The organism is Alcanivorax sp. (assembly GCF_051117345.1).
Classification (GTDB): Bacteria; Pseudomonadota; Gammaproteobacteria; order Pseudomonadales; family Alcanivoracaceae; genus Alcanivorax.
In genome coordinates this window covers 1-13,166 of the sequence record NZ_JBNPEC010000264.1, presented here as the reverse complement: position 1 = coordinate 13,166, position 13,166 = coordinate 1, and the positions used below count along the sequence as shown (strand labels likewise).

The window sequence follows — 13,166 nt, the reverse complement described above, 5'->3', positions numbered from 1 at the left end:
GGTCGCGGCAAGTCTGCCGGTCAGCTCAAAGACGAGGATTACGTGGAGCACCTGCTTGTGGCAGGTACCCACGACACCCTGTTGCTGTTCACCGACGCCGGCAAGGTCTTCTGGCTGCGCACCTTCGAGCTGCCGCAAGGTGGCCGGGCGTCCCGTGGCAAGCCCATCGTCAACCTGCTGCCGGCACTGGGCAACGACGAGCGTATTACCGCCATCCTCCGTCTCGATGCGGAAATGGTTCGCCAGCAGAAAGCCGCCGGCGTTGAAGTGGAAGCCGATGAAGATGACGTCATCGATGCGGATGACGTGATCGAAGACGCCGTCGACGGTGATGAGGTAGAGGTCGAGGCAGAAGCGGTCGTCGATACCGTGCCGGGTCCCTTTATCTTCATGGCTACCTCCAGCGGTATCGTCAAGCGTACCGCCCTGGCCAACTTCGCCCGTCCACGCAGCTCCGGTTTGATTGCCGTGAAACTGCAGGAAGGCGAGCATCTGGTGAATGTGGCGATTACCCACGGCGACGAAGATGTGATGCTGGTGGCCCGCAACGGCAAGGCCGTGCGTTTCCATCAGTCCAAGGTGCGTGTCATGAGCCGTCTGGCCCGTGGTGTGCGCGGCATCAAGCTGGCTGATGGCGTGGACGTGATTTCCCTGATCGTGCCGGAAGAAGAAGGCCAGATACTGACTGCCTCCGAAAACGGCTACGGCAAGCGTACCCCGCTGACCGACTACCCGACCAAGGGTCGTGGTGGCCAGGGCGTCATCGCCATGGTGGTCAACGAGCGTAACGGTGAGCTGGTCGGTGCCACCCAGGTGTTCGGGGAAGAGGACATCATGCTGATCTCCAACCAGGGCACCCTGGTGCGCACCGGCGTCAATCAGGTCAGCACGTCCAGCCGTAACACCCAGGGCGTGCGCCTGATTCGTCTGGGCGATGGCGAGAAGCTGTGTGGCCTGGCCACCATCCCCGAGCTGGAAGGTGACGACGAAGACATCGAAGACGGCGAAGTGCTGGAAGAAGGGGATGTTACCTCTGAAGCACCGGAGTCTGACGCCTCCGACGACGCCGAGGAATAACCTGTAGGAGCACCTCTTGAGGTGCGAACCCTGCCCAATCGTGGGTGGTTCGCACCTCGAGAGGTGCTCCTACGGTGTTTTCTAAAATGATTCGACGAATTACCCGAGCCCGGTGTTACCGGGCTTCTTTGATTCACCGGTTTGGTACTTTCAATCTAGTCACGGAGAAAATGCATGTCCCGCGCCTATAACTTCTGCGCAGGTCCGGCGGCGTTGCCGACGGACGTTCTGGAGCAGGCCCGTCAGGAAATGCTGGATTACCAGGGCATGGGCCTGTCCATCATGGAAATGAGCCATCGGGACAAGGTGTTCGTGGAGATTGCCGAAAAGGCCGAGCAGGATCTGCGCAGCCTGATGGGGATCAGCGACGACTACGCCGTGCTGTTTCTGCAGGGCGGGGCCTCAACGCAATTCGCCATGGTCCCCATGAACCTGCTGGGCGAGGGCGAAACCGCGGATTACATCAATACCGGGCAATGGTCCAAGAAAGCCATTAAGGAAGCGGGCCGCTACGGCAACATTAACGTGGCCGCCAGCAGTGAAGACACCAACTTCAGCACCGTGCCGCCCCAGGACAGCTGGCAGTTGTCGGCCAATCCGGCCTACGTGCATTACTGCCCCAATGAAACCATCGGTGGCCTGGAATACAGCTTTGTTCCCGACGTGGGTGATACCCCGTTGGTGGCAGACATGAGCTCCACCATCCTGTCCCGCCCCATTGATGTGAATCGCTTCGGGGTGATCTATGCCGGTGCCCAGAAGAACATCGGCCCCGCCGGCCTGACTCTGGTGATTATCCGCAAGGACCTGCTCGGCAAGGCCGGCGCCCATGTGCCCGCCATGCTCAATTACCAGACCCACGCTGACAACGGCAGCATGTTCAATACGCCGCCCACCTTTTCCTGGTACCTGGCCGGGCTGGTGTTCCAGTGGCTGAAAAAGCAGGGCGGAGTGGCGAACATGGCAGAAACCAACCAGCGCAAGGCCGAAAAGCTGTATGGTTTTATTGATAACAGCGGCTTCTACAGCAACCCGGTGGAAAAAATCAGCCGTAGCTGGATGAATGTGCCCTTCGTGCTGGCCGACGCTAACCTGGATAAACAGTTCCTCAGCGAAGCCGACCAGGCGGGTCTGTTGAACCTGAAGGGCCACCGCAGCGTAGGTGGCATGCGTGCCAGCATCTACAATGCGGTACCGGAAGCAGCAGTGGATACGCTGATCGCCTTTATGGCGGACTTCGAAAAACGCAACGGCTGAGCGGGGACCGCCATGACCGAATCACTGGACAATTTGCGTAACCAGATCGATGAGCTGGACCAGCGGCTGCAGGATCTGCTCAACGAGCGTGCCTCCCTGGCCCACAAGGTGGCCGAGGTGAAGAGCGCCACCGACCCCAACCCGGTATTTTATCGCCCGGAACGGGAAGCCCAAGTGTTGCGCCGGGTGAAAGAGCGCAACCAGGGGCCGCTGGATGGCGAGACCATGGCGCGGTTTTTCCGCGAGATTATGAGCGCCTGCCTGGCCCTGGAGCAGCGCATGAAAGTGGCGTTCCTGGGGCCGGAAGGCACCTTTACCCAACAGGCCGCCCTCAAGCACTTTGGCCATGCAGTGGAAAGCGTGCCGCTGGCTGCCATTGATGAAGTGTTCCGGGAAGTGGAAGCCGGTGCCGCTCACTACGGCGTGGTGCCGGTGGAGAACTCCACCGAAGGGGTGGTCAACCACACCCTGGATACCTTCATGACGTCCAGCCTGAAAATCTGCGGTGAGGTGGAGCTGCGTATCCACCATCACCTGCTGGCCGGCGAGCACACCCGCCGTGACAAGGTCACCCGGGTCTATTCCCACCAGCAGACCCTGGCCCAGTGCCGCCAGTGGCTGGATGCCCACATGCCCGGGGTTGAGCGCATTGCAGTCAGCTCCAACGGTGAAGCTGCTCGTCGCCTGAAAGACGAATGGAATGCCCTGGCCATTGCCGGGGAAATGGCGGAAGAGCTGTATGGGCTGGAAGCGGTGCAGCGCAATATCGAAGACCGCCCGGACAACACCACCCGTTTCATCATTATCGGCCGCCAGGACACACCGCCCTCCGGCAACGACAAGACCAGCCTGATGATCAGCGGCAAGAACCGCCCGGGCCTGCTCTATGAAGTGCTGGCGCCGTTCCGGGATGAAGGTATTAACCTGACCCGCCTTGAATCCCGGCCCTCGCGGACGTCCAATTGGAGTTATGTGTTCTTCGTGGACTGCGAAGGCCACAAGGAAGATGGCAAGCTGCAGCCGGTGCTGGACAAGCTGGAAGCGGCTGGCAATACCATCAAGCTGTTGGGTTCCTACCCGAAGGCAGTGCTTTAATTCTTTGTAGGAGCTTGTCCGCAAGCGATTTTCGGTCTTGAAGCTAAATCGTCAGCCGGCTGGCTCCTGCAGGAGAGTGTTTACTACAGAGATCATTTGGATCGAGCGATTTGCCTCGATGAACTCTGTCTTCTCTGTGGTAGTGAATAAAGATGAATCCATAGCCTGATTCAGGCTACAGGGAGCAGCATCATGACGTGCGATTACATCGAACTCGCCAACAGTGGCGTCCAGCAGCTCAAGCCCTATGAACCCGGCAAACCCATTGAGGAGCTGGAGCGCGAGCTGGGCCTCACCGATATCGTCAAGCTGGCCAGCAATGAGAACCCGCTGGGACCAAGTCACAAGGCCCTGCATGCGCTCAAGCATCTGCATGAGCTGCACCTGTACCCGGATGGCGCCGGTTTTTCCCTGAAGGCAGCACTGGCGGAAAAGCTGGGTGTGCAAACCAATCAGCTGACCCTGGGTAACGGCTCCAACGATGTGCTGGACCTGATCGCCCGGGCCTACCTGCAGCCCGGCGATGAAGCGATTTTCTCCGAGTACGCCTTTGCCGTGTATCCATTGGTGACCCTGGCTTGCAACGCCAAACCGGTAGCGGTGCCGTCCAATCTCTATGGCCACGACCTGGCCGCCATGGCCGAGGCGGTCACCGACCGCACCCGGGTGATTTTCGTGGCCAACCCGAACAACCCCACCGGCACCTGGTTCAATGCCCATGCTCTGGATGAGTTCCTGTCGCGGATCCCCGAGCGGGTGATCGTGGTGCTGGACGAGGCCTACTTCGAATATGTGGAAGAAAGCCACTATCCGAACGGCATCGAGCGCCTGGGAAAATATCCTAACCTGGTGGTAACGCGCACCTTCTCCAAGATTCATGGCCTGGCCGGCCTGCGTATCGGCTATGGCGTCTGCAACCCGCAAATTGCCGATGTACTGAACCGGGTGCGCCAGCCGTTCAACGTGAACACTCCGGCCATGGTGGCCGCTGAAGCGGCTCTGTCCGATGACGATCACATCGAAAACTCCCGCAGCGAAAACACCAGCGGCCTGGTGCAGATCGCCGAAGGCCTGCAGAAGCTGCACCTGGAGCAGATCCCCTCGGTGGCCAACTTCATCGCCTTCGACTGTGGTCGCGAAGCCATGCCGGTTTACCAGGGTCTGCTGCGCGAAGGCGTGATTGTTCGCCCTCTGGGAGGCTACGGCATGCCCAACTTCCTGCGTGTGACCGTGGGCACCAGCCGCGAGAACGAGCGTTTCTTGCAAGCCCTCAAGCATGTGTTGAAGGAAATGGCGGATGGGTAATCTCCACCGTTTCGGTTTTTCCGCCGTAGGAGCGCCGCTTGAGGCGCGAACCTGCTTGCGACATGCCGTACCAGATTCGGTTCGCACCTCAAGCGGTGCTCCTACAATGCGAACCGGGGGCGTTTGCCATGTCTGAACCCCTATTCAACCGCATCGCCGTTATCGGCCTGGGCCTGATCGGTGGTTCCTTTGCCGCCGCTGCTCGCAAAAACGGGCTGGCCGCTTCAATTGTGGCTGGTTCCCGCTCCGCCCGAACCCTGGAGCAGGGCATTGCCCTCGGCGTTGTCGACGAAGGCAGCCAGGATCTGGCGGAAGCCGTTGACGGCGCTGATCTGGTGTTTGTCTCCACCCCGGTCTCTGCCATGGGCAAGGTGCTGACGGCGCTGAAGCCGGGTTTGTCACGGACAGCGATTATCACCGATGGCGGTAGCGTCAAAGGCAATGTGATCACCGCGGCCCGCGCCTCCCTGGGGGAGCATTATTCACGCTTCGTGCCCGGCCACCCCATTGCCGGCAAGGAAAAGAGCGGTGTTGGTGCCGCCGATGCGGACCTGTACCGGAATCACCGGGTCATCCTGACGCCCACCGAGGCCACTGACCCGGCAGCCACCGCCCGGGTGCGGGCGATCTGGACCGCCATGGGCGCGGAAGTGCTGCAGATGGCGCCGGATTACCACGATCAGGTGTTGGCGGAAACCAGCCATCTGCCCCATCTGCTGGCCTTTTCGCTGGTGGATACCCTGGCCCGGCAGGGCGACTCCACGGAGATCTTCCGCTATGCTGCCGGCGGTTTTCGCGACTTCACCCGTATCGCCAGCTCCGATCCGGTGATGTGGCACGACATTTTCCGCGAAAACAAGGCCGCGTTGCTGCAGTCCCTGGACCTGTTCAGCGACGGCATTACGCGCTTTCGCCAGGCGGTGAGCGACGATGATTCCGATGCCCTGATGGGCATCATGACCCGCGCCAATACGGCCCGGGCCCACTTTATGGCCATGAACGAGCGCACGTCCTATACCCGCGCCCACCATTCAGGTGACGACACAACCATGACAGACAGCACCATCCTCCACAGCAAGAGTGCCAACCCCACCTTTGTGGTGACCCCGGGTGGCCGACTCACTGGCCGGGTACGGGTACCCGGCGACAAATCCATGTCCCACCGCTCCATTATGCTCGGCTCCCTGGCCGAAGGCGTGACCCGGGTAGAAGGCTTCCTGGAAGGCGAAGACGCTCTGGCAACGCTGCAGGCATTCCGCGATATGGGGGTGGTTATCGAAGGCCCCCACAACGGCCAGGTGACCATCCACGGGGTCGGCCTGCATGGCCTCAAGGCGCCGGGCAAGCCGCTCTATATGGGCAACTCCGGCACCTCCATGCGTCTGCTCACCGGCTTGCTGGCCGGGCAGGCCTTTGATGTGGAGCTCACTGGGGATGCGTCCCTGTCCAAGCGTCCCATGGAGCGTGTGGCCAGCCCCCTGCGCGAGATGGGCGCCCAGATTACCACCGGTAACGAAGGTCGCCCGCCGGTGCGCATCCGCGGTGGTCAGCCCCTCAAGGGCATTCACTACGACCTGCCCATGGCCTCTGCCCAGGTGAAATCCGCCGTCCTGCTGGGCGGCCTGTACGCTGACGGTGAGACCTCGGTGACCGAGCCGGGCCCCACCCGCGACCATACCGAACGGATGCTGGGTGGCTTTGGCTATGACGTGCGTCGTGACGGTGCCACCAGTGCGTTGACCGGCGGCGGCACACTCACCGCCTGCAAGCTGGAAGTGCCGGCGGATATTTCCTCGGCCGCCTTCTTCTTGGTCGGTGCATCCATTGCCGCTGACAGCGAGCTGACGTTACCCCATGTGGGCATCAACCCTACTCGTACCGGCGTTATCGACATCCTCAAGCTGATGGGGGCGGATATTCGTCTGGAAAATCAGCGAGATGCCGGCGGCGAGCCGGTGGCGGACCTGGTGGTAAAAGCGGCGCCCCTGAAAGGTATCGAGATTCCCCAGGAGCTGGTGCCCCTGGCCATTGACGAATTCCCGGCCATCTTCATCGCCGCCGCCTGTGCCGAGGGCGACACCGTGTTGCGCGGCGCTGAAGAGCTGCGGGTGAAGGAATCTGACCGCATCCAGGTGATGGCGGATGGTCTGGCCGCACTGGGCGTGGATCACGAGGTGTTTGAGGACGGCATCCGCATCAGCGGTGGCAGTTTCGGTGGCGGCGAGATTCAGTCCCACGGAGACCATCGTATTGCCATGAGTTTTGCCATGGCGTCCCTGCGTGCCACTGGCCCGATTACCATTAACGACTGCGCCAATGTGGCCACCAGCTTCCCGGGCTTTGCCCAGCTGGCCGCCCACGCGGGCTTGAACCTGGAGGTGAAATGACTGTTCCGTCCACTGCGGTATTGACCATCGACGGGCCGGTTTCCTCCGGTAAGGGCACCGTTGCCCGGTTGGTGGCGACCCGTCTCGGCTGGCACCTGCTGGATTCCGGTGCCCTGTATCGGGTTCTGGGTTATCACGCGAGAAATCAAGGGCTTGCACTGGATGACGAGCCTGCCTTGGTGGAACTGGCGAAAACCTTGCCGGTAAGATTTATTGAGCAGAAGGGCGAAACAGCGGTGATTCTCGATGGCGAGGATGTATCAAAAATCATCCGCCAGGAAAGCGTGGGTGAGCTGGCCAGCCAGGTGGCCGTTCTGCAGCCGGTGCGTGATGCGCTATTGGCTCGCCAGCGGGTGTTCGCCGAGGCCCCGGGCCTGGTGGCGGATGGTCGCGATATGGGTACCGTGGTGTTTACCTCTGCCCCCCTCAAGATTTACCTCACCGCCAGCGCTGAAGAGCGCGCCAGACGGCGCTTTGAGCAGTTGAAGGAAAAGGGCTTTGATGCTACCCTCGCGACCCTCGTCGAGGACATCCGCACCCGGGATGACCGTGACATGAACCGTGAGGTGGCGCCGTTGCGTCCGGCAGACGATGCCGTGGTAATCGAATCCACCACCCTGACGGTTGATGAAGTGGTAAACCGGATCCTTGAAGAGGCTGCCGCACGCCAACTGGTGTGAAGGTAGCACACGTTGTTGAAACCCTTCGATAGTGCACTGTCGAGGGGTGATTCTGTGTCAAGCGGCCGATCTGCTCAACCCTGAAAAAGTAAGCCAGCTGGGGAAGGGCGGGTCTCATTTTTTTACTAACCCATGTCTGCTGGTTGGCATGTGCGAAAACACTGAGTGAATTTCATGACCGAATCTTTTGCTGATCTCTTTGAAGAAAGCCTTAAGGACCTGGACGTTGCCCGTGGTTCTATCATCAAGGGTACTGTTGTATCCATCGATAGCGACTGGGTAACCGTTAACGCAGGCCTGAAATCCGAAGGCATTATTGCCCGTGAAGAATTCCTTAGCGAGGCAGGCGAGCTGGAAATCGTCGAAGGCGATGAAGTTGATGTTGCCGTAGACGCCATCGATGATGGTATGGGCTTCACCCGTCTGTCCCGTGAAAAAGCCAAGCGCGCCGAAGTCTGGGGCGAGCTGGAAAAAGCTTTCGACGAAGACGAGATCGTAAAAGGTATGATTTCCGGCAAGGTGAAGGGTGGCTTCACTGTCGATATCGGCCCGATCCGCGCGTTCCTGCCCGGTTCCCTGGTAGATATCCGTCCGGTTCGCGATGTCGCGCACCTGGAAGGCAAAGAGCTGGACTTCAAGGTCATCAAGCTGGATCCCAAGCGCAACAACGTTGTGGTTTCCCGTCGCGCGGTGATGGAAGCCGAGCACTCCCAGGAGCGCGAAGCGCTGTTGGAAACCCTCCAGGAAGGCATGGAAGTCAAAGGTATCGTCAAGAACCTGACCGACTACGGTGCGTTCGTGGATCTGGGTGGCATCGACGGCCTGCTGCACATCACCGACATGGCCTGGAAGCGCATCAAGCATCCGAGCGAGATCGTTGAAGTAGGTCAGGAAATCGACGTCAAGGTACTCAAGTTCGACCGCGAGAAGATGCGTGTTTCCCTGGGTCTGAAGCAGCTGGGCGAAGATCCGTGGCACGATATCGTGGGCAAGTACCCAGAAGGTACCCGCGTGAAAGCGAAGGTAACCAACCTGACCGATTACGGCTGCTTTGCCGAAATCGAAGAAGGTGTAGAGGGCCTGGTTCACGTTTCCGAAATGGATTGGACCAACAAAAACATCCACCCGTCCAAGGTTGTAGAGATCGGCGACGAAGTGGAAGTGATGATCCTGGACATCGATCAGGACCGTCGTCGTATTTCCCTGGGTATCAAGCAGTGCCAGTCCAACCCGTGGGATGCCTTCGAAGAGAAATACCAGAAAGGCGAGCGCATTTCCGGCAAGATCAAGTCCATCACTGACTTCGGTATCTTCATCGGTCTGGAAGGCGGCATCGACGGTCTGGTGCACCTGTCCGACATTTCCTGGGAAGAGCAGGGCGAAGATGCCGTGCGTAACTTCAACAAGGGCGATGAGCTGGAAACCGTGGTTCTGTCCATCGACGCAGAGCGCGAAAGAATTTCCTTGGGTATCAAGCAGTTGACAGACGATCCGTTTGCTCAGTATGTTGCTGCTAATGACAAGGGCGCAATCGTTAAGGGCGTAGTGAAGTCGGTAGACGCGAAAGCGGCCATCGTCGAGCTGGCTGAGAACGTGGAAGGTACCCTGCGTGCCAGCGAAATCAGCCGCGACCGCGTTAACGATGCGACTGAAGTGCTCAACGTCGGTGACGAAGTGGAAGCGAAAATCACCAACGTTGATCGCAAGAACCGTGTTCTGAGCTTGTCCATCAAGTCCAAGGACCAGGCCGACGAGCGTGAAGCCATTGACGGACTGTCTGAACAGCAGGATGCCAATGCGCCGAAGACTATCGGTGATCTGATCAAGAAGCAGATGGAAAGCAGCAACGAGTCATAATACGGCTCCTCCCGGGGACCGGCATCGTGCCGGTCCCACTGGGCTGGGAGCCCAGGGAGAAAGCTGTAATGGCGTTAACCAAGTCAGAATTGATTGAGCGGATTGCCGATCGGCAAAACCAATTGTCGCCCAAGGATGTGGAGCTGGCAGTCAAAACGCTTATCGAACAGATGGCCGATTCTCTGGCCGGCGGAGGTCGTATCGAAATACGCGGCTTCGGCAGTTTTTCCCTCCATTTTCGTGCGCCCCGCGTGGGACGCAATCCCAAGACCGGTGCCAGCGTCGAGCTGCACGGCAAATATGTTCCCCACTTCAAACCCGGTAAAGAGCTGCGCGAGCGCGTTAACGATTCACTGCATGAAGAAAGTGGTGAAGGTGTTGATAATGGCGCAAGCGGCAATCAGGCTGCCGTTAACTAAACCCCGTTTGTTGTTACCGCCCGGCACAGACCTGGCCAGTAAAGAGGGAACCTTACGATGCGAAACCTGTACCGGATTCTGGTAATCCTGGCCGTACTGGCCGTCTTTCTGCTCGCTTTCCTGTTTGTCACCAGCAACCGTGATCTAGTGACGCTGGATATGTTGTTCTATCAATGGCACTGGGAAGTCTCCCTGGGCGTGCTGGTGATCGGCGTGCTGGCTATTGGTTTGTTTCTGGGCTTGCTGGCCGGTATCGGGCTGCGCGGCCTGAAGAGCCTGTTTTCATGAGTGAATCGTTCTGGCTGCTGCCGTTCTTTTTTGTTGCCATCGCCGCCGGGTTTTTCCTCGGTCGGCGTGAGAGCAAGCGCCGGCAGCGCCGGCGCATGGCCTCCCTGTCCAAGGACTATGTGGCCGGCATCAACTTCTTTCTCAATGAAGAGCCGGACAAGGGCATCGAAGCCCTGCTCAAGAGTCTGGACGTGAGTGAAGAGGGGCTCGACACCCACCTTGCTCTGGGCAAGCTGTTCCGCAAGCGTGGCGAATTCGACCGTGCTGCCCAGCTGCATACCCACCTGCTGGAACACGGTGACTATGGGCGCCCGGTGCAGGAAGAAATCCAGCTGGAACTGGCCCAGGATTATCTGGCCAGCGGCATCTTTGATCTGGCCGAGCAGGTACTGCTGGAAATGCTGGATCAGGATTGTCAGGCTAAGGATGAAGTCTGCCAGCAACTGATGGGCCTGTACGAGCAGGAACGCGACTGGGTCAATGCCATCAGCATGGGGGAACGGTTGATCAAGAGCCGCCCGGTGCTGGGGCCAGTGCTGGCCCAGTATTGCTGCGAGCAGGCGGAAAACCTGCGCCGCGACGGCGACATCAATCCGGCCCGCCGCATGCTGAGACGGGCGCTGTCATTCGATGACCAGTGTGTGCGCGCCAGCTTTGCGGAAGGCGAGCTGGAAATGGGCGAGCAGAACTGGGATGCCGCCATCCAGGCCCTGCAACGCATCTGGGTGCAGGACAGCGACTTCTTCGATGAAGCGCTCGACAAGCTGCGCACCAGCTACCAGCAGCAGGAGAAGGACGAGGAATTTATCCAGATGCTGGCGGACTACAGTGCCGAGAAACCCAGCACCAGCCGCATCCTGCTGCTCGCCGAAACGCTCAAGGAGCGCTACGGCGACAAGGAAGCGGCGGACTTTATTGCCGAATACATGAAAGCCAACCCTTCGGTACGTGGTCTCAACCGTATCATCGACATGAGCCTGGCCGGCAGCGCGGAAGGGGAAACCCGCGAGCACCTGGGCGTGCTCAAGCAACTGTCGGAGCAACTGCTCAACGACAAGAGCCTCTACAAATGCCGCCGCTGCGGTTTTGAAACCCCTCTGATGCAATGGCGTTGCCCAAGCTGCAAACGCTGGGGTTCCATCAAACCGGTGGTCAAGGAAGTCTAGCCGCAAGCTGCAAGCCTCAAGCTACAAGCTGCAACACGGGAAAGTGTATCGAAAACTGGTGGTTTGTTGGCCGCGCACAAAGATAGGCAGATGATTCGCGGCCAAAAACGTCAAGCCAAGCCCGATCCTATCTCGCGTTGTAGCTTGTAGCTTGAGGCTTGCAGCTCCGAATTCTTGAACCGACTTCCCGCAACTCATACCATAGCGCCACCAATCCCCGAGGACGCTCCCATGCCTATTTCCAGCCCTGTTATCGTCGCCCTGGACTACCCGGATGCCGCCCGTGCGCTGGCCATGGCCGATCAGCTGGACCCGGCCAGAGTGCGTGTCAAAGTCGGTAAGGAAATCTTCACCCGCAGTGGTCCGGCCATTGTCGAAGGCCTGCATAAAAAAGGTTTCGAGCTGTTCCTGGATCTGAAATTCCACGACATCCCCAACACCGTGGCCGGCGCCGTGTCCGCAGCGGCGGACATGGGGGTGTGGATGGTCAATGTGCACGCCAGCGGTGGCCAGCGCATGATGGAAGCCGCTGCCAATGCCATCGCCAACCATGCCAGTCGCCCCCACCTGATTGCAGTGACCGTGCTGACCAGCATGGAAGCGGCCGATCTGGAGCAGGTCGGGGTGATGGATGAGCCCCGGGTGCAGGTGCAACGCCTCGCCGAGCTTGCCAAGCGCTCCGGCATGGATGGGGTAGTGTGCTCCGCCCAGGAAGCGAGCATGCTCAAGGCGGCCTGCGGCCAGCAATTCGAGCTGGTTACTCCGGGCATCCGCCCCGCAGGCGCCGATGCCGGTGACCAGCGCCGTGTGTTGACGCCGGTGCAGGCGCGGGATGCGGGTGTGGACTATATGGTGATCGGCCGTCCGATCACCCAGGCTGCCGAACCTACAGCGGTAGTGGATGAGATATTACAAAGTCTTGCCTGAGCCACTTACGTAATCTGTCACCCCCGGCTGATAACGCCTCCTCACTCGGCTTCCTATGGTGTGGTCTCCAGCGTATAAAAAATGGAGACCAATATGAAAGCATTGAAAGCGGTTGTGATGTCCTTCCTGCTGGCGTTGAGCTTGCCGGCTCTTGCAGTGGAAGTGGATGCGGTCAAGGACGTTGCCAAAACCCAAACAGAAAACCGCATCGACCTGAACAACGCGGACGTTACCGAGCTGCAGGAACTCAAGGGAGTGGGCCCGAAAACGGCAGAAGCCATCGTGCAGTGGCGTGACAGCCAGGGGCCTTTTACCAGCGTGGATCAACTGCTGGCCATCAAGGGCATCGGTGAAAAGACCCTGGCAAAAATGCGCGACAGTCTGGTCGTGCAGTAAGCAGCCGCAGCCCCGTTGGAGCTTTGCTCGCAAAGCGAAGAGGTAGCAGATACGTTCGCCTTGTGAACAAGGCTCCAACGAATTGGAGTTGGGTGTGGGTTTTAAGGCATCCACAAAAAAGGCTTCCTGGAGGAAGCCTTTTTTATTATCTCTCTGATCGGTCGCCTCACTCTTCCGAGTGACTTTCCTCTTCTTCCGCCTGGCTGCTCCGGTCAGCGCCCCGACCAGGATCAAGTGTCGTGGGTTCACAGGCCGCGGGTGCATACGCTCACGTGGGCTCTCTCCGCTTTTACAGGGATACCTTCACCGACG

At 59.4% G+C, this 13,166-nt stretch carries 12 protein-coding genes; all 12 read left to right on the top strand.

The genetic code is table 11. The annotated features are described in order from the left end of the window. The coding region (locus tag ACFE0K_RS16465) for a DNA gyrase C-terminal beta-propeller domain-containing protein (RefSeq protein WP_434537097.1) at positions 1-1,077 on the top strand (1,077 nt) is incomplete at its 5' end. Positions 1,078-1,251: 174 nt separating this feature from the next. After that, the gene (gene serC, locus ACFE0K_RS16460) at positions 1,252-2,334 is read left to right on the top strand and encodes a 3-phosphoserine/phosphohydroxythreonine transaminase (RefSeq protein WP_035246544.1); all 1,083 of its coding nucleotides are present in this window, start codon (positions 1,252-1,254) and stop codon (positions 2,332-2,334) included. Positions 2,335-2,346: 12 nt separating this feature from the next. Next, entirely contained in the window at positions 2,347-3,429 is a 1,083-nt protein-coding gene (gene pheA, locus ACFE0K_RS16455; RefSeq protein ID WP_434537096.1) for a prephenate dehydratase, read from the top strand. A gap of 192 nt (positions 3,430-3,621) precedes the next feature. Beyond that, positions 3,622-4,734, top strand: a complete 1,113-nt coding sequence (gene hisC, locus ACFE0K_RS16450) for a histidinol-phosphate transaminase (protein WP_434537095.1) — start codon at positions 3,622-3,624, stop codon at positions 4,732-4,734. Positions 4,735-4,862: 128 nt separating this feature from the next. Then, a complete protein-coding gene (locus ACFE0K_RS16445; protein WP_434537094.1) occupies positions 4,863-7,121 on the top strand; it encodes a bifunctional prephenate dehydrogenase/3-phosphoshikimate 1-carboxyvinyltransferase in 2,259 nt (752 codons plus the stop codon). Then, entirely contained in the window at positions 7,118-7,801 is a 684-nt protein-coding gene (gene cmk, locus ACFE0K_RS16440; RefSeq protein ID WP_434537093.1) for a (d)CMP kinase, read from the top strand. Before ACFE0K_RS16445 ends, cmk begins: the two co-directional genes overlap by 4 nt. Before the next feature lie 174 nt (positions 7,802-7,975). Then, positions 7,976-9,658 (top strand): 30S ribosomal protein S1, encoded by a 1,683-nt coding sequence (rpsA, locus tag ACFE0K_RS16435; protein ID WP_434537092.1) that lies wholly within the window; start codon positions 7,976-7,978, stop codon positions 9,656-9,658. 68 nt (positions 9,659-9,726) lie between these two features. Next, positions 9,727-10,077 carry an integration host factor subunit beta gene (gene ihfB / locus ACFE0K_RS16430; protein ID WP_290511045.1) on the top strand — a complete coding sequence of 117 codons (351 nt, stop codon included), beginning with the start codon at positions 9,727-9,729 and terminating at the stop codon, positions 10,075-10,077. A gap of 57 nt (positions 10,078-10,134) precedes the next feature. Then, entirely contained in the window at positions 10,135-10,365 is a 231-nt protein-coding gene (locus ACFE0K_RS16425; protein WP_434537091.1) for a lipopolysaccharide assembly protein LapA domain-containing protein, read from the top strand. Next, positions 10,362-11,531, top strand: a complete 1,170-nt coding sequence (lapB, locus tag ACFE0K_RS16420; RefSeq protein WP_434537090.1) for a lipopolysaccharide assembly protein LapB — start codon at positions 10,362-10,364, stop codon at positions 11,529-11,531. Before ACFE0K_RS16425 ends, lapB begins: the two co-directional genes overlap by 4 nt. Positions 11,532-11,762: 231 nt before the next feature. Beyond that, a complete protein-coding gene (pyrF, locus tag ACFE0K_RS16415) occupies positions 11,763-12,458 on the top strand; it encodes an orotidine-5'-phosphate decarboxylase (protein WP_434537089.1) in 696 nt (231 codons plus the stop codon). Between the two features lie 93 nt (positions 12,459-12,551). Continuing rightward, positions 12,552-12,854, top strand: coding sequence for a ComEA family DNA-binding protein (locus tag ACFE0K_RS16410; protein ID WP_434537088.1), 303 nt, complete (start codon positions 12,552-12,554; stop codon positions 12,852-12,854). Positions 12,855-13,166: the final 312 nt, after the last annotated feature.